Source organism: Nostoc sp. FACHB-152, assembly GCF_014697475.1.
Taxonomy (GTDB): domain Bacteria; phylum Cyanobacteriota; class Cyanobacteriia; order Cyanobacteriales; family Nostocaceae; genus Nostoc_B.
The window spans coordinates 31,484-49,238 of sequence record NZ_JACJRV010000015.1; the positions used below are offsets into that span (position 1 = coordinate 31,484).

At 40.9% G+C, this 17,755-nt stretch carries 13 protein-coding genes; 6 read left to right on the forward strand and 7 right to left on the reverse strand.

Annotation, left to right across the window (positions count from 1 at the left end; translation table 11 throughout):
• Positions 1-30 precede the first annotated feature (30 nt).
• The 4 genes from H6G76_RS14260 to hisG all read right to left on the reverse strand — a co-directional run bounded on the left by H6G76_RS14260 (position 31) and on the right by hisG (position 6,022).
• Positions 31-2,301: a response regulator gene (locus H6G76_RS14260; RefSeq protein WP_190701424.1), complete on the reverse strand. Its 2,271-nt coding sequence runs from the start codon at positions 2,299-2,301 to the stop codon at positions 31-33.
• 5 nt (positions 2,302-2,306) lie between these two features.
• Positions 2,307-2,732: a response regulator gene (locus H6G76_RS14265; RefSeq protein WP_190701574.1), complete on the reverse strand. Its 426-nt coding sequence runs from the start codon at positions 2,730-2,732 to the stop codon at positions 2,307-2,309.
• Between the two features lie 13 nt (positions 2,733-2,745).
• Positions 2,746-5,040 carry a GAF domain-containing protein gene (locus H6G76_RS14270; RefSeq protein WP_190701428.1) on the reverse strand — a complete coding sequence of 765 codons (2,295 nt, stop codon included), beginning with the start codon at positions 5,038-5,040 and terminating at the stop codon, positions 2,746-2,748.
• Between the two features lie 337 nt (positions 5,041-5,377).
• Positions 5,378-6,022: an ATP phosphoribosyltransferase gene (gene hisG, locus H6G76_RS14275; protein ID WP_190701431.1), complete on the reverse strand. Its 645-nt coding sequence runs from the start codon at positions 6,020-6,022 to the stop codon at positions 5,378-5,380.
• Positions 6,023-6,270: 248 nt separating this feature from the next.
• Between hisG and rppA the strand changes: the two genes are divergently transcribed.
• Positions 6,271-6,966, forward strand: a complete 696-nt coding sequence (rppA, locus tag H6G76_RS14280; RefSeq protein WP_190701434.1) for a two-component system response regulator RppA — start codon at positions 6,271-6,273, stop codon at positions 6,964-6,966.
• Positions 6,967-7,424: 458 nt separating this feature from the next.
• Here the strand turns inward: rppA and H6G76_RS14285 are convergent, their stop codons facing one another.
• Positions 7,425-8,291, reverse strand: a complete 867-nt coding sequence (locus H6G76_RS14285; RefSeq protein ID WP_190701437.1) for a M48 family metalloprotease — start codon at positions 8,289-8,291, stop codon at positions 7,425-7,427.
• 330 nt (positions 8,292-8,621) lie between these two features.
• On the opposite strand from H6G76_RS14285, the gene crcB reads away from it, so the two are divergent.
• The 4 genes from crcB to H6G76_RS14305 all read left to right on the forward strand — a co-directional run bounded on the left by crcB (position 8,622) and on the right by H6G76_RS14305 (position 12,037).
• Positions 8,622-9,020, forward strand: coding sequence for a fluoride efflux transporter CrcB (crcB, locus tag H6G76_RS14290; RefSeq protein ID WP_190701440.1), 399 nt, complete (start codon positions 8,622-8,624; stop codon positions 9,018-9,020).
• A 554-nt stretch (positions 9,021-9,574) separates the two neighbouring features.
• Positions 9,575-9,958 (forward strand): hypothetical protein, encoded by a 384-nt coding sequence (locus H6G76_RS14295; RefSeq protein WP_190701442.1) that lies wholly within the window; start codon positions 9,575-9,577, stop codon positions 9,956-9,958.
• Between the two features lie 321 nt (positions 9,959-10,279).
• On the forward strand, positions 10,280-10,498 hold the full coding sequence (locus H6G76_RS14300) for a DUF190 domain-containing protein (RefSeq protein ID WP_242056392.1): 219 nt from the start codon (positions 10,280-10,282) through the stop codon (positions 10,496-10,498).
• A gap of 219 nt (positions 10,499-10,717) precedes the next feature.
• Entirely contained in the window at positions 10,718-12,037 is a 1,320-nt protein-coding gene (locus tag H6G76_RS14305) for a cytochrome-c peroxidase (RefSeq protein WP_199337377.1), read from the forward strand.
• A 78-nt stretch (positions 12,038-12,115) separates the two neighbouring features.
• Here the strand turns inward: H6G76_RS14305 and H6G76_RS14310 are convergent, their stop codons facing one another.
• Positions 12,116-13,591 carry an aminotransferase class I/II-fold pyridoxal phosphate-dependent enzyme gene (locus tag H6G76_RS14310; protein ID WP_190701444.1) on the reverse strand — a complete coding sequence of 492 codons (1,476 nt, stop codon included), beginning with the start codon at positions 13,589-13,591 and terminating at the stop codon, positions 12,116-12,118.
• 269 nt (positions 13,592-13,860) lie between these two features.
• Positions 13,861-17,085 (reverse strand): glycoside hydrolase family 15 protein, encoded by a 3,225-nt coding sequence (locus tag H6G76_RS14315; RefSeq protein WP_190701446.1) that lies wholly within the window; start codon positions 17,083-17,085, stop codon positions 13,861-13,863.
• A 334-nt stretch (positions 17,086-17,419) separates the two neighbouring features.
• On the opposite strand from H6G76_RS14315, the gene H6G76_RS37665 reads away from it, so the two are divergent.
• Positions 17,420-17,554: a hypothetical protein gene (locus tag H6G76_RS37665; RefSeq protein ID WP_277883089.1), complete on the forward strand. Its 135-nt coding sequence runs from the start codon at positions 17,420-17,422 to the stop codon at positions 17,552-17,554.
• The last annotated feature ends 201 nt before the right edge of the window (positions 17,555-17,755 follow it).

The window sequence follows — 17,755 nt, forward strand, 5'->3', positions numbered from 1 at the left end:
TAGGGAGAATTAATGACAAATGACCATTGACTATTGACCAACTTCGTTGAGAATCTCCTGCAAACTGAGCAATAATTCATTGATAGTGTAGGGCTTGGACAAAAATTTCTTGACACCAGTTTTCATAATTTCACCTAACTTAGCTTTAGACAAAAGTCCACTGGTAGCGATAATTTTGACTTGGGGATTGATTTTTTGTAAGGTGTAGATAGCAGTTATGCCATCCAACGAAGGCAGCATAATATCCATTAGCACCACACTAATTTTATTTGCGTGTTTGGCATATTGTGCGATCGCCTCAATGCCATCACTCGCGATCAAAGTTTTATAGTGATAGGTTTCTAGTGATGTTTTCGTAATTTCCTGAATCGGTACTTCGTCATCAACTACCAGAATTAACTCACCATGTCCTGTTTGGGGTCTAGTTTCTTCTTGGCTAAAGGTTTCGGTTTCCCCAACAGCTGGCAAGTAAACCCTAAAGCAGGTACCATTTCCTACTTGGCTTTCTACACTCACAAAGCCACCGTGACTTTTAATAATTCCCAGAACAGTAGAAAGTCCTAACCCTGTACCTTGCCCTACTGCTTTAGTAGTGAAGAATGGCTCAAAAATTCTATCTAAAATTTCCTCTGGAATGCCAATACCTGTATCGCAGACACTAATCACGATGTAGGGGCCTACTTTAGCATCCAAATTCATTCGGGCATAGTTTTCATCAATTAATAAATTCTCAGCAATAATAGTTAAACTACCGCCATTGGGCATAGCATCACGGGCGTTGACGCAGAGGTTCATCAGAACTTGGTGGAGTTGGGTACTATCTCCAGAGACTATCCACAATTCATGGGGTAAGTCCATGCGAACCTCAATAGATTTTGGGAGTGTCTCTTTTAAAATTTTGGCAACTTCCACAATTAAATGTTTAGGTTGCAAATTGATTCGCTGACCTTCAACACCCCGTGCAAACGATAATACCTGTTTAACTAAGTCTGCTCCTCGTCTAGCATTAATTTCTAAAATTTCTAACAGATGCAGTGTTCGCTCATCAGCATCTGGGAATTTTAGTGGTAATAGTTGCGCCCCCGCTAAAATCGGCGTGAGGATATTGTTGAGGTCGTGGGCGATACCACTGGCTAAAGTCCCGATGCTTTCTAGGCGTTGGGCGCGAAATAGTTGCGCTTCTAAGCGTTTTTTCTCGGTAATATCTGTATCAACTGTCAGGATTGATTGTGGTCTTCCTTGAGAATCACATACTAAACTCCAGCGACTAGCAACTAATACTTCTTTACCAGTTTTTGTCCGTTTCGTTAACTCACCTTGCCATTGACCTTTCCTGATGACATTTAACCAAGCTGCTTCAAATTCTGGGCAAGATTCATCAAACAACAATTTACTAGCATCTTTGCCCCAAGCCTCTTGCGTTTGCCAGCCATAAAGTTTTTCTGCACCTTTATTCCAAAAAAGAATTTTATTTTCTAAATCACGCACACAAATAGCATCAGTGGCAATGTCTAATAATGCTGCTTGTTCGCGGATTTTTTCTTCAGCTTGTTGGCGTTCACTAATGTCGATGCTGGCGCAAGTTATGCCCACAATATCTTGCGCCTCATTGCGTAATGGCTCGACAGTCAAATCATAATATCGAATGCCTTGAGGCGTATTTAATGATATTTCTGCTCTTGTACCTATACCCGTAGCCAGCACACTATTTTTAATGTTGCTAAGATTTTGGGCATCTTCTCCTGGAATGAGTTCTGAGTCATGTTTACCCAACATTTCTTCAGTTGTCCATCCAGAAATCGAGTTATAAACCCAGGTGTAACGTAACTCTTTATCTTGATTAAAAACAAAAATCGGGGAATTTTTGAGTGCTACTCGAAATCGCTCTTCACTCTGGCGTAGTGCATCTTCGATGCGTTGACGCTCAATAGCATAGCGCATAGAACGCACTAGTAAGTCACCAGTTACTTGTCCCTTGACCAAGTAATCTTGCGCTCCTTCTTGCATGGCGCGTAATGCTAAAGTTTCATCATCCAAACCTGTTAACACAATAATCGGAGTAGCTTTGGCTTGGCGGTTAGCACTAAGGAAGGTGCTAATACCTTGGCTATCAGGTAGAGAAAGGTCTAACAACATCACATCAAAACTATCATGTGCTAACAAATTGAGTGCTTCTGACAGTCGCTCAACGGGACGCAACTCTACCTTCGTGGTGTTGACTTCCTTTAATAACTCCTGTAAGAGAAAGACATCCCCAGGGTTATCTTCTACTAAGAGGACTTTAATTAATTTTCCTGCCATGTCGATTACTCCGGTGGCAGTTTTACGATCGCAAACCAGAAATTTTCTATAGATTGTACAATTTTAACGAACTGATCAAAATCAACTGGTTTGGTGATATAACAATTAGCTGCCAAGTTATAGGCTTTGAGAATATCTTCTTCTGATTGGGAAGTTGTGAGGACAACCACAGGAATTCGCTTGAGTTTCTCGTCAGATTTAATTTCTGCTAATACCTCCCGTCCATCCTTTCTGGGTAAGTTTAAATCTAACAATACAATATCAGGATGAGGTTTTTTGGCATAGTTATCTTGTTTGCGTAAAAATGCCATTGCCTCTACACCATCTTCTACAATATTCAAGTTAATTGAGATTTTGCTATCTTGTAGAGCGATGCGTGTGAGTTCAGCATCACCAGGATTATCTTCTACTAACAAAACCTCAATTGGCATAATTCTTGACGTATTATTCACGATTGTTAACCTGTTCTGGAATGGTGAAGTAGAAGATTGAGCCTTGACCCGGTTTTGACTCAACCCAGATACGTCCACTGTGGCGTTCAATAATTTTCTTACAAATTGCTAAACCAATACCAGTACCTGGATACTTACTTCTACCATGCAATCGCTGAAAGATTACAAAAACACGTTCAGCATACTGTGCTTCTAAACCAATTCCATTATCACTTACCCAGAACAACCATTCGTTGGGAGTAGGGTGTGGGAACTGGGGGGTGTGGGGTGTAGGGTGTGGGGTGTGGGGGTTAAGATACTCCTCTGCTCCTCTGCTCCCCTGCTCCTCTGCTCCCCTGCTCCCCTGCTCCCCTGCTCCCCCGCTCCCCTGCTCCCCCGCTCCCCTGCTCCTCTGCTCCTCATCTCTCCTGACTGCGCCAATATGAATCTGTGGCGGTAGTTCTCCACGGAATTTGATGGCGTTACCAATGAGGTTTTGAAATACTTGTGTTAGTTGTATAGGATCGGCTTTGATTACAGGTAGAGGATCATAAGTAATGGTTGCACCACTATCTTCTATCGCAAATTTTAGGTTAGCGATCGCCTGCTGTAAAATCTCTGCACAATCAACTTGAACAAAAGGTTGTCCGCGTGTAGTTACCCGTGAATAATTCAACAAATCGTTGATGAGGTTTTGCATCCGTCGCGCCCCATCTACCGCATAGTTAATAAATTGATCCGCAGTTGCATCTAGTTGGCTGTTATATTTCCGCTCTAGTAGCTGTAAATAACTTGTCACCATCCGCAACGGCTCTTGCAAATCATGGGAAGCAACATAGGCAAACTGTTCTAATTCTGAATTAGAACGTGCTAATTCTTGAGCATGGTGGTTCGCTTTTTCTAAAAGTTGCGCCTGAGATAAAGCTATGCCAATTTGGTTGGCTATCTGTAGCAATAGTTCAGTTTCAAAGTTCTTCCAGTGGCGGGGGTGAGCGCACTGATGGGCAACTAATAAACCCCAAATTCCTTCTCGAATCAGAATTGGGACTACGAGGTTAGCCTTGACACCAAACTGTCGCAAGAATTCTCGATGGCATTCTTGAATGTCAGCTTTTTCAATGTCGAAAATTGCACTGATGCGTCCTTGACGATATTTCTCTACGTAGTCTTGTTGAAAGCAAGGATCAAGAATGTTTTGTCCTAAAACTACAGGCCAACCTGGTAGGACGGCTTCTTTGACTACTGTGCCTGAACCATCAGGACAAAGTCGAAAAATGAGAACTCGGTCAGCGTGCAAGAGTTTTTGGACTTCTTGAACTGTAGTTTGGAGAATGTCTTCTAATTGTAAGGATTCTCGAATTTTTAAGGTGATTTCGGCAAATAATTGCGATCGCAAGTTCTGCCGTTTTAATTCTTCTTCTGCTTGCCTGCGTTCAGTTACATCCAGTGTCACACCGCTCATCCGCACTGGCTGATTATCTGCATCACAGATAACAACACCACGTGCTAATATCCAATGAATACTGCCATCAGTCCAAATACAGCGATATTCTGCTTCATAATCGCCACGATTTTCTATGGCTTGTCTGACACACTCTAGAACATAAGAGCGATCGTCAGGATGAATGCATTCCAACAACTTACTATAGGTAAACTCCGTTTCTGGCAACAGACCAAAATTGATATGGCACTGACTAGATGAAGACAATTCTTTTGTTTTGATGTCGAGTTGCCAAGAACCCAGTTTAGCAGCTTGTAATGCCAGCCTCAGTCTTTGGTCACTCTCCCGCAAGAAAGCCTCAGTTCGCTGTTTCTCGGCTAAATTCCGCCGCAATTCCAACTGGCTAATTACCTGACGAGCCAAAGCCAGCAGTGCTTCTATTTGCTGTTGATTGAGTTCTCGTGGTGATGGGTCAATTGCACAGAGTGTGCCTAATATCTGACCATCTGGAGAAATTAGCGGCACACCTGCATAAAAACGCACATAAGGATAGCCTTTGACTACTGGATTTGTGGCATATTCTTCGTGTTCTAGTGCATCCTTGATCACCACAATATCCTTGCGTTCTAAGCAAAGATAAGATAACCCAACACTACGAGGCATTTCTGGCACATCTATACCTAGTTTGGCTTTGAACCACTGACGGTTTTCATCAATGAAATTCACCAAAGCTATAGAAGTACCACATATAAATGCCGCTAATTGAGCAAGATTGTCGTAAGCTTGCTCTGGTTGAGTGTCTAAAATTTGATATCGGCGTAGAGCTGCTAGCCTCGCCTGTTCATAATTATTCGATTCTGCTGGCATAAATTTTTTTGAAAAACTGAAAAAAATAATTTATAAAGAGTCTTGGCTATTTAATATTTTGTTGAATCTTTTTTCACTTTACTGAATGATGTACCTGAGTCTAAATGTACATAGGAGCTTTTCGATTCTGGAAGTGAAAAACCTAAATAGCGATCGCCCTAACTTTTGGTATACTTCTAGTCTAGACAAGATTATCTATCTTGAGCAGGATGTAACCTAAGCTCAAGTCAGATTCTCTTGAAAAAGACTAAAAATATTTTAAATAATAGCGATCGCAGCATCAAAGATTTAGACCATTTATACGGGAATCATGGCAAGCTGATGATTCCCCACAACGTTAAACTGTTACCAAAGCTTTCTCCCGCAACTTGGCAATCAACTGGTTCAAATTCCCTGAATTCAGACGATAACTTAAAGGATGAGCAATTAACCGTGCTGTGCTGTGATATAAAGTTTCAATTTCAACTAAGCCATTTTCACGCAAAGTCCGTCCTGTAGAAACCAAATCTACAATTGCTTCTGACATTCCTGTAATTGGCCCCAGTTCCACTGACCCATAAAGCGGTACTATTTCCACAGGTAAATCTAGACTATGGAAATATTCACGAGCGCAATTAACATACTTAGAAGCAACTCGACTGTGAGGCGGTAAATCTAAAGGTGACTTGTAAGGACTTAATTCTTTAACTGCTACTGACATTCGACAGTAACCAAACTGCAAGTCCATCAGTTGGGCAACTTGTGGCTGTTTCTCCCGTAACACATCGTAACCAATTATCCCCAACTGTGCCTGACCGTATTCTACATAGACAGGCACATCTTGTCCTCGTACCAACAATCCCTTTGCTTGTCCGCTAGCATCAAGAATCTGAAGTTGGCGATTTCCAGAATCTAAAAATGCACTAAAATCCAAGCCTATAGATTGTAGCAGGCGGATGCTATTTTTCAGGAGTTCCCCTTTCGGTAGTGCAACAGTCAACATTCTCTTTCTTGATATCCTTAGCGTGTTAGCAGTTCATTTATTATTGAGAATAGCTCGATTAGACCTCTTGCAAAACTAGTTTTGCAAGAGAGGGGAAAGGGAAAAGGTTAAGTGCTTCGCCCAGGGGAAAGGATAAAGGCTTTGCCTTGGGAAAAGTTTAAAAAACAACGGTTTCTTCTTCCTCTTTCCCCTTTTCCCCTTACCCTTTTCCCACTTCTGCAAGAAGGCTATTGCTTACCTCAAGCAGCATGAGAATTTTATTAGTTGATGATGAAGCTGAATTAACCGATCCCTTGAGTCGGGTGTTAACGCGTGAAGGTTATACCGTCGATGCGGTTTATGATGGGACAAATGGTAGTGAACTAGCTACAGCTAGTAGTTATGACTTATTAATTTTAGATTGGATGCTACCAGGAAAAACGGGTCTAGAGATTTGCCAAGAATTACGCCAACAAGGTAAAACTACGCCAGTGTTGTTTCTGACTGCCAAAGATACTTTAGACGATCGCGTGGAAGGTTTAGACGCAGGTGCAGATGATTATTTAGTCAAACCGTTTGAATTGCGAGAGTTACTAGCTAGAGTTCGCGCTTTATTGCGTCGTTCCGGTTCGCAAACCCCTGAAACTACTACCGTAAGGTTAGTTGTTGCTGACTTAGAACTTGATTGTGACAATCAAGTTGCTTACCGTCAAGGACGCGTGATTGAGCTATCGCAAAAAGAAAGCCAACTGCTGCAATACTTTATGGAACATACTGGACAGCTATTAACTCACGCTCAAATTATGGAACATCTGTGGCAAGATGAGGAACAACCCAGTAGCAATGTGATAGCAGCATTAATTCGCTTATTGCGTCGAAAAATTGAGGTAGGTAAAGAAACTACCTTGATTCATACAGTGTACGGTAAAGGCTATCGTTTTGGTGCTGCTCCTGTAGAGGCATAATATCGTATTTGTTGAAAGACTTGTTATTAAGGGCCGCAGGGGGGCAGGGGGAGAAAAGAGTTTTATTAAATCTTCTGCACAGATGTACCGAATCATAACTGAATCAGCCGGACATAATATAACAATTCAGAGAATAGTAGGTTGGGTGTAGCGATAGCGCAACCCAACAAAGTATGTGTGAATGTTGGGTTCCGTTCCTCCACCCAACCTACACTAGTCTAGGTTGTTAGCCTTAACTGAACTGTATTGAATCATAACTGAATCAGCCGGACATGATATGACAATTCAGTTTTTGGGTTTGGATAAAAAAATGGGCAGGCTTTCCAGCCCACCACACAAGACTTTTATTTAATTAGTGAGTACGAGGAGCGTTAAAGGCTTCCCAGGCGGTTTTAGCTTGCAAAGTGCAGCTAAAGCCAAAATCAGCGACTTCACTCTAGACTTTTGACTCTGAACAATTAATATGTTGTTGACAGTTGCCTTTCTAGCTTCAGCAATTGTTCTACTCTCGCTTCTGTGTCAGGGTGACTAGAAAACAAGTTCCCCAAAAACTTTCCAGAGATAGGATTAATAATTAATAACGGTTCAAAAGATGGGTTGGCATCTAAAGGTAATTGCCGTGCTGTCGCTTCTAATCTTTGTAGGGCGCGGGCTAAGGCGCGGGGATTACCAGTTAATCTTGCAGAACCAGCATCAGCAGAGAATTCACGTGTGCGAGAGATACCTAACTGAATTACTGTTGCTGCTAATGGTGCTAACAATACAGTTAACAACAGTCCTAAAGGATTACCACCTCTATCATCATCGCGTGAACCACCACCAAACCACAAACCATAACTTACCATTTGTGCCAAGAAGGAGATAGCACCAGCAATGGTAGCAGCTACCGCTTGAGTTAAGGTGTCACGATTAATAATGTGAGTCAGTTCGTGGGCAATTACGCCTTCAAGTTCATCTTCTGGGAGGAGATGCAAAATACCTTCAGTAACAGCCACAGCCGCGTGTTCGGGATCGCGTCCTGTAGCAAAAGCATTAGCCGTTTGACTTGGAACGATGTAAACTCCTGGCATGGGGATGTTAGCGCGTGCGGCTAATTTCTCCACAATCTGATAAAGTCCTGGTGCTTGTGCTGCACTCACAGGTTGGGCGCGGTATACTGCCAGTGCAATTTTATCTGATTGATACCAGGAAAATAAGTTTGTAGCTGCTGCTAAACCAATTCCTATAATCAAACCACCAGTACCACCAATTACCCAATAACTAATAGCAATCAATAAGCCGCTAAGTGCAGCAAGCAAGGCAAGTGTTTTAAATTGATTTCCCATATTTTTGCTCTCCTAATAATGCTGTATTGATGTTGTTTAGCTTTGCTAAATAACAGCATTACTTAAGCCACACTTAAATTTTATCCACCCAAACACATATTCATCAGGTAGAAATTGCGCTAAAATTCAGTACGGTTTTCACACTTAAGTTAGTAAATAATGACTTATTTTGTTTTAGATCAACAATTACTATTGAAAAAACTTATACAGCAATAAGATTTGATTTTAAAAAAATCAGTACACTTTACCTGCCTTTTTTGCTGTTGCCTATCGCCTATTGCCTATTGCCTTTCTACACAAGTATGTTCAGTAATCAAACCAGCTTCCTATATGTTAAAAGACCCAAATTTACGTTATCCACTCGCCATTAGTTTAGGTGCGATCGCCGGAGCTTTAAGCCGTTACTATATTACATTATGGTTCGCTAACCGCTTTGGGATTAATTTTCCCTACGGTACATTTTTTATTAATATCAGTGGTTGTTTAGCTATGGGTTTTTTCACTACTTTAGCTGTAGAGAAAATGGCAATTATCTCTCCAGAAATCCGCTTAATGGTAGCCACAGGATTTTTAGGGGCTTACACAACTTTTTCGACTTACGGTTTAGATACTATTAATTTATTCCGTAGTCGGGCGTTTTTATTAGCAGTTAGTTATTGGCTTGGTAGTGCCTTACTAGGAATTATTGGTGTGCAGTTAGGTATAGTTTTAGCTAAAATGTGGCGTTAGATGTTTACTATTCAAGATATTCAGCAGCTTGTTTAATAAGTGTTTTCTCAGAAATTATCTATAATTTTTAAATTTAAGAATGTATTAAATTTTATTGTTAACAGTCACTTGTTAATGTTTCTCAAGTTATTCAAAGAATTGTTATCTTAGCCTTTGCTTTAGAGGATGTTTAAAAATTTATCTTGTCAGTAAATAGAACGGTGTAAATATTTGTAGTTCGCAAAAAGCATGAGGGAAGAGGGTTTCAGCTTTATTGATTTTTATTAACATAGTTTTTTTCCCACCTACTTACTTATCAAAGGTTATATTCCCCACTAAATTTCTCTATTTAAGGGGGATTTTTATTCCGATTCTACCCATCAAACAAAGGGTTAGGGGAAATCTATAAAACCCGATTTTAAGATTCTGGAGGCTGATTTTGCCTGTCTAAGTGCGGCTTCCAGCAGACTCAATTATTCTTTTTACAAAGTCATTTAAATAGTATTAATGATGATGGACAAAATTATTGTATTGCAACACAATGAAGATGGTATGTAGCATTTTGGAACCTCGTTATGCTAAACAAAAAATTTCAACCAGAAAAATATTCTTTTTCTGGTAAATTGGATAGCCTTGATGAAAGTTTATTTTCTGAATTAAGCTCTGATGAATGCTCGGAAATTGTTGGAGGTTTTACGGTTAGGAATGATTCGGGAATTACGAAAAGGTTTTATACTTTTGGAGCATCTGTAAATCCACAACTCCAAATCTTACAACCTAATGAAACGGGTAATTATGTTGGAGTTGGAGAATATATTTTATATAATTCTTCAAGCACCACATTTCAACCAACATTATCATCACCAATTGGCGCAAATGACGCAGTAAGCTTTAAACTTCAGGGAAATAGTGTAGTTATTGGTACTGCATTTCTCTTTAGCCCCAATCCCAACCCCTAAAACTGGTGTAGGTTAGTGAGCCAGCATGAATAGAATTCGCGGCTACACAAACAAGAGCTACAAGTTCGTGGGCTAAAATACGCTTTTTGAAACCCGCGTAGGCGGGGTTTGGGTGTGTAGACGCGATTTCTTTTTAACCGCCGATTTAAGGTTAAGTTGATACGTATGACAGTTGTACACCCCTACAACGTGATCTATTTACTTGGATAATTATTACCTCTGCGTTAGGCAATCAAGTAATCATCTTCTCTAAGAAATTTTTCTTTCAATCACCTTATAAAATCCCCTTGACAACCGCCTCTCAAGCTTAAGTTTTGACCAATGGCGCGACGGCAACAAGAGCGATCGCTGGATATGGAAAACACAGTACAATTCACACAACTGTGGGAATTATCTTCAGATTTGCCAATTGTCGTGACCATTATAGACCGTGAAGCAGCGATCGCAGATTTTGTTCCTTTGGTCAAAGTGATGGTCAAAGATGGCTTAGTAACACTATTGAATTTTAGATTGGAGCTAATCTACCCTATCGACCACTAATTTTACTGAACCAATAGGATAAAGAAGCCATTAATTAATAATTAATGAGACTTCTTGCCTTTAATTATGAAAAGCAGAGAACTATAAATTGGCAATTGCTTTAGTCATTGTATATCAGGATTTTTAGCAGCTTTTTTTCAGAAATCAAATATGAATCCTATATAGCATTCCCACACCATAAATTGCCTGTTTTGAGATATCAGAATAAGGAGAAAAATAATGGGTAGAAAAAAAACTTGGTTGTACGCAACTTTCGTTTGCATAGTTGTACTTTTGAGCAGCTGGATGGGGAATGTTATGGCCCATCCCTTTTTCAACAGACAAAATTTGACTCCCAAAGAACAGTTAGGCAAATCTATATTCTTTGATCAACAACTCTCCATCAAGCAACCCCAAGCGTGTGCAGTATGCCACGATCCTAAAGTAGGCTGGACAGGGCCAAACCAAGATATTAATCGGTTGGGATCAGTTTACGAAGGTTCTATTCAAGGCCGCTTTGGAAATCGCAAGCCACCTAGTTCAGCTTATGCAACCCTCAGTCCGATTTTGCACTTTTCAGAAAAAAATGGGAAGCGAGTATTTTCTGGCGGTAATTTTTGGGATGGTCGCGCTACAGGTGAAAAATTGGGACATCCGGCTGCTGACCAAGCACAAGGCCCTTTCTTGAACCCAGTGGAACAAGCTCTTCCAGATAGTGCTTGCGTCGTTTACAAGGTTTGCACAACCGCATCCTATCCTGTGGCTTTTACTGATATTTGGGGATATGATGCGTGTAATATTGACTGGCCTGCCAATGTCAGAAAAATCTGTAAACAAGAAGGTGTAAATGTCCGGTTGTCTTCTACAGATAGAGGCAAAGTAAATCAAGTTTACGGCAAGATAGCACTTTCTATAGCTGCTTTTGAAGGATCTGCCCAATCGAACGCTTTCACATCTAAGTATGATAAGTACATAGCAAGGAAAGTAGACTTCACGCCTGAAGAAAAAAAAGGTCTTAACCTATTCCAAGGTAAAGCGCGATGTAGCCAGTGCCACATCTTAGACCGGGGAGCCAATGGCGAACCACCTGTATTTACTGACTTTACTTACGAAAACATTGGTGTACCTAAAAACCCTGATAATCCTTGGTACACTTCGCCATTTAACTCTTTGGGCAAGGAGTGGGTTGATTTGGGATTAGGCGGCTTCTTAGCCTCAAAACCTAATTATCAAGCCTTTGCTGAGTCGAACAAAGGCAAACAAAAAGTTCCCACTCTACGCAATGTGGACAAGCGACCCAATCCTAATTTTGTCAAGGCATATATGCACAACGGCTACTTCAAAACTCTGAAGCAAGTGGTGCATTTTTACAATACACGAGATATCAAACCTCTCTGTGCAGATCCTTTTACCCGTGTAGAAGATGCTTTATCTAACAACTGCTGGCCCAAACCAGAAGTGACCAAGAACGTCAATAAGACTGAACTTGGTAATCTTCTACTTACTAATAAGGAAGAAGATGATCTTGTTGCCTTTTTGAAAACTCTCAATGACGACTAAAAACCTTTCTACTCCACCCGATTGATTTTGATAGATTGCGGGTATTCAGATCCCCGACTTTTAAAAAAAGTCGGGGATCTATGACCTATCATAATTTGCGTGGTGGACTACTACTTTTAGAGTTTGTAAGCTAGTATCTGCACAGCCACTGATAAACCCGCCCATTGCTTGAATTTGTTGTAGATATGCTATTGCTGCGTTAGTAATGATTTCTCCTGGCATTAAAATCGGGATTCCGGGAGGGTAGGGACAAACAATTTCGGCACAGATGCGATCGCTAGTTTGTTGGAGTGGTAAAGTTTCACTAGCAGCAAAAAAAGCTTCGCGCGGTGATATCTGCACAGAATACTCGCAATTGTTTACAAGATTTAGGTTATTTACTATCAATTTGGCACCACGATACTTCTCGGCAAGAATCGTAAAACCTTCTACTAATTGTTCAATATCTGCCAGAGTGTTACCCAAACTAATAATAAAAGTTAGGTTGTGTAATGAAGAGAATTCCGCAGTGACACCCAACTTCTCATCTAAAATTTCCTCGGCTGCAAATCCCGTTAAACCTAAGCCAGCAACGTTAACAGTTAATCGGGTTTTATCTAACTCTTTAAACCCTGGTGATATTGTTGGTTGCAAAATTGATAAACCATAAATTTGGCTGATTTTGGTTTTGGCTATATCTGCAAGTTGCAAAGTGCGAAACATCAAATTTTCTCCATCCACCGCCATTTGCTGACGCGCTGCATCTAAGGAAGCTAAAAGTATATAACTAGGACTAGTAGACTGGACGAGTTGCAAAGCTTTATTCACACGGTCGCTATTTATTCTCTCTCCCTGGATGTGCAGCATTGATGCTTGCGTCATTGCACCAAGTACCTTGTGAATAGACTGGACAGTTAAATCTGCACCTGCTTTTAAAGCTGGGGTAGGTAGTTCGGGATGAAAGGCGAAGTGTGCGCCGTGAGCTTCGTCAACGAGTAAAGGAATATTATATTGATGGGTGATTTGGGAGATCGCTTGTAAATCACCGCAGACACCGTAATATGTGGGGTAAACTGTCAACACTGCCTTAGCATCAGGATGCTGTTGTAATGCAGCTTTTACAGCATAGGGTGTAATACTATGAGCAATATCAAAAACTGGGTCATATTCAGGATTAATAAAAATTGGCATTGCACCAGAGAGAATTAAACCAGCGATCGCAGAAGAATGCACATTTCGAGGCAGAATAATTTTATCGCCTGTACCGCAGGTAGCCAGAATTGCCGCTTCTATGCCACAGGTAGAACCGTTGACAAGAAACCATGTTTGTGAAGCACCAAACGCCGCCGCCGCCAGTGCTTGGGCTTGTTGAATTACACCTTGGGGTGAAAATAAACTATCTAACTGTGCTAATTCCGTCAAATCTGCCTTAAATAAGCTTGCGCCCAGTAAATCAGCCAATGGCTGCGGAATTCCTTGTCCTCGCTTGTGACCTGGAGTATAAAAAGGGGCGTGGCGATGGTTGACACAAGCTTTTATCGCATCTAATAAAGGCGTTTGGTGTTGGTTAAGCATTATAAGCTGTTAAGCACCTAATTTGCAGTTTAGACCGCAGGGGGGCAGGGGAGCAAGGGAGCAGGGGAGAGGGTTTGAAGTGTTTAGCCACAGTCTCAATAGGGCAACTTGTATGCACAATAGCTTACCAATTCGCAATGACGCTCCTTCTCCCAAAGGGAGACGCTACGCGAACGTCGCTAACGCTGCGCTAACGCAATTAAAAAATAGATGAGAAAACTTAGACACTCAAAGACTTTTAACCCTATCACCTGTCCCCTGCTATAAAACTACTTCACAAACTCAGTCAAGAACCTAAAGGCTTTGAGAATGTAAGTTGCACAATCTCTAGGAGAAGTATTGTAGAACGATCGCCACGCATTTGCTTTATCTTCATCATAGCGATCGCCGCGTTCTGGGTGTGTATCTAACCAGGCCAAGCGCACAGCATGACCAATTAACACATCTAATACAATATATTCTTCGATTTGCAAGCTGGGGTTTTTAGATGCGATTTCGCCTAATTCTATTAGTGCTTCAAGATTAACTTGGCGATATTCTGGGGCTTCGATTTTATTTAATAAATGCTCAACCCGCAGAGCAAAATTCTTTTCACCAGCCGTCATTTCTGATAACATTAATTCGCTATCTAAACGATTGCGACGCTCTAGTTTGTCACCAATAACTAAGCCTTTGCAATGTTTCATTAATAACCAAACTTGCTGGAAAAAGTTTTTGGGTACCCGGTTCAACGCCCCTTCTGCTTGGCGGTAGCGTCGCCAACCTCCTGGCGGTACGTCGATTTCTTCTGTAATTGTTGGTGGCACAACCCAGTTAATATCACTTTCTTTTTGCTTAACGTGCAGTGATTCCTGCTGGCGCAACAGGTTACTCATACCTGTATAACCAGTTAACACTTGACGCAAGCGCATTTTGATTTCAAAGGGTGAACGTTCCATTAATTGTTCGTAGGCTTCATCTTGAGTAGCACGTAACTCTCGCGCTAGTTCGCTGGTAATTAATAGGATGAGATAGCCAACTCTTAAAGTTAACAGCCCTTGGAATAATTCAGATTCCGAGCGAATCAGAGTACCAAGATAAAGTAAGATTTCTTGTGTAAGAACGCGATCGCGAATATCCTCACGACAGAAATTATTTATCTTCTCGGCAATTTCATTGTGAGGCATCGGCACAGTAATCAATGAGGCTTCGCTATACGCCCTACCCACAGCTATTTGCTTGCCACGCACCAAAATACTCGTAACTGCATCTGATAAGGCAATATCAACCATCTGGCGCAACCCTGCAGCCCGACGCACTACTGCCCAGAGGCCTAAGTCTCCGGCTTTGGTGTACACTTCATCCAGCAAATCACCTACAGTTACGCGAGTAGTTGGGCCACCAAACCCAGTATCAAATTCTAATCCTTGCAAGCGGGTTAAAGCCTGCAATAACTCTATTTGCTCGTAAAGATTTTCTGATGCGCGTAAAGCAGAAAGCAATAATCCCAAATTAGTTTCGCACTCCATTTGGAATTCTTGGGTATGCCCCAAACGCCAACTTTTACCCGGATGATAAGCCAAGTAATAACAATGTGGTGCCGCATCTTGCATGGCTGACTGATAAAATTTGGCATCTTGCAGAAAATCAATTCTTTGAATAGCACCTGTTAGCATTAACTGATTCAGCCTGCCTAGTTTGACACGCACACCGTTGCAAATCCCATCTTTGAGTTCTTGCATCAGTTCTAATAATGCCTCAGCACCAATTTCTAACATGGTGTGAGTTAACATTAAAGTTAAGATAGGACGACCTAAATCACTCCAATATTGTTGAATATAAGCAAGTTCGCTTCTAATTTGATCGAGTAAAAAATGGTAATCAAGAGTTAAATAAAACTGTTGGGCATCAAGAAATGAGGGCAAAAACACTACCTTTTCACCACAAATACGAAAGATGCGTGATGTAGTTAAACTTCGCAATCTACGCACTGGCCGACCAGTTAAACCTAGTTTATCGTTGCGTCCTATTTGGGTGTAAATAGTTGAAAGTTCCCCAGCTTGCCTAACTTGAATTGGCTCTACTTGCTTGGGTGTTTGTGTTTCAATGCCGTAAACTTTTAGTTTTGCTTGTAAGTCATCATCTTCGGCTAACAGCGCAATTTGTACTAGGGCTTCGCGGTTTTTCCCTACAGATAAATGCCTACCTAACGGGTCAATATCACCAACCGCCAACAACCCTTCACTTAACATTTGTCCGAGAAAATATAAACTTTGCGCCCACACTAAGGGAATATTTTCATTAGGTAATCGAGGTTGACTTTGGGGTGCTAATTTTTCTGCTTCTATATTTTCTGCTGGCACATAATAAAGTTCTGGCAATAAACCATAACCATCACGTTCTACTAATAGCCCTGCTAAAAGTTCTTGATATTGTTGAACTTGCTCTTGGTTGTTCCGAAATAAGCCATCAAGCAGTAAATAAGTGAAAAATAACGGCCATTCACATTCAATATGTTCAAATTGTTTTAATTCCCAAGGTTCGTAGTGCAAACGTTGATTATCTTCTAATACGGTTTGATGTCCATCACGCAAGAAGCGTTTGCAGCCGTATTTGCCTTGGAGTTTGTTGATGATATCGTTAAAAGTGCGATCGCGCAGCGTCTCCTTTGGAGAATCGCGCAGCTGTACATTCTCCACCGCAAAGGCAGGATAGCTAATAATACTCAACAGTGCTGCATCAATTTCTTTAGAAGCAGATTCTCTCGGTAACAAAGATTCTAAGGTACTTCTGGCACGGGCAATCTCATCCGGTAGCACGTGAATTACTGAAGCTTGACTCCCGCGCACGCCAAATAAATCTAATTCATTCATGGCTTCTAACGCTGCTTTCGCCATCCCGACAGAACTGGCGTTTAACTCAGCATTACCATGATTAATTTTGTTACCTCGTTCCCAAATACCATAATCTGGTGTGCGGTAAGCGCGTCCAATGTAGTAAACCAAGTTCTGCACAAAGTTTACTTCATCAATGGTATAAATAATCTGCAATCCTGAAGCGGTCATTTGCGCCAGCATCAGTAAAAATATAGATGTGGCATCAAGTTGTAAATGTCCCCACTCATCATCACCAACTACAATGTCACCAGTAGCGGTATTGTATTTAGCGTGTAAACCGTCTAAAGGTGACTGAGTATGTTTAAATTGCTCTACTTTATGCGCTTGTCGCATCATCGCAAACAGTAACCCACGCATCAGCTTAATCACACTGTGTTCTAGTTCGTAAGTACGTCCCTTGTCTTCATCAACTTTGCGGTACGCCAAAGCTAAACCCCAAACCGCCAAGATGCTGTAAACATTGTCTCTGACCCAAGCATCTGTATAATCACCGTGGGCAGTAATTGCTGTACTCGCAGGTAGCAAACCAGTAATTGGATTTTGACGGGATAGGATAATGGTTTTGATTTGCTGGTAGTAATGCTCCAGTCGAGTTTGTAATTCGGTAGCTGTTTTCATACTTATTAAGGGATGCTTGCGAAATTTCACCCTGTGGCTGTGAAGTATATTATGTAAGGAAAAATGAGTTTACAGCTTAGGGTACTAGGGAATACTTATTATCTCGCGTTAGTAGCCATTTGTTACACAGTTGTTGGCGAAGTCTTACCGACAATGTAGATTTGTTGAAATCTTTATATACACGGTGGTCATTTTATACTAAATTTCATCATTTGTTTGTTAGTAATAGAATCAACAAACATATAAAAGATGTACAGTTTGCCAAGAACATATTAAGTACATTCAAAATATTCAATCGTTTGAAAAAATAAATATGTAATCAAGGAGATGTATTATGTCTTTGCGATACAACGAAAATCATGCTCAGTTAGTGAAAGTAGTTTATTCTCAAGTTAAAGTTAACGGCAAAATCGAATTAGTTCCGCTTGAACTTTATGCTGATGGTTCACTCAAACGTTCTATTATTTGAGGCAGAGTTACAAAAAAAATTTCATTTTCTGCCTATTTACTGACTATTAACCAAAAACTAACTCTTTCTACTTAAGTAGGAACTCCGCAATCATTTGCAGTCCAGATTCCCAAAACTAGGTTGGAATCTGGACTTTTGACTATGAAGAAATTTTGCGAGTCAATGTGTAATGAGAACTCGTTATAACTGAGGGAAGAGGTC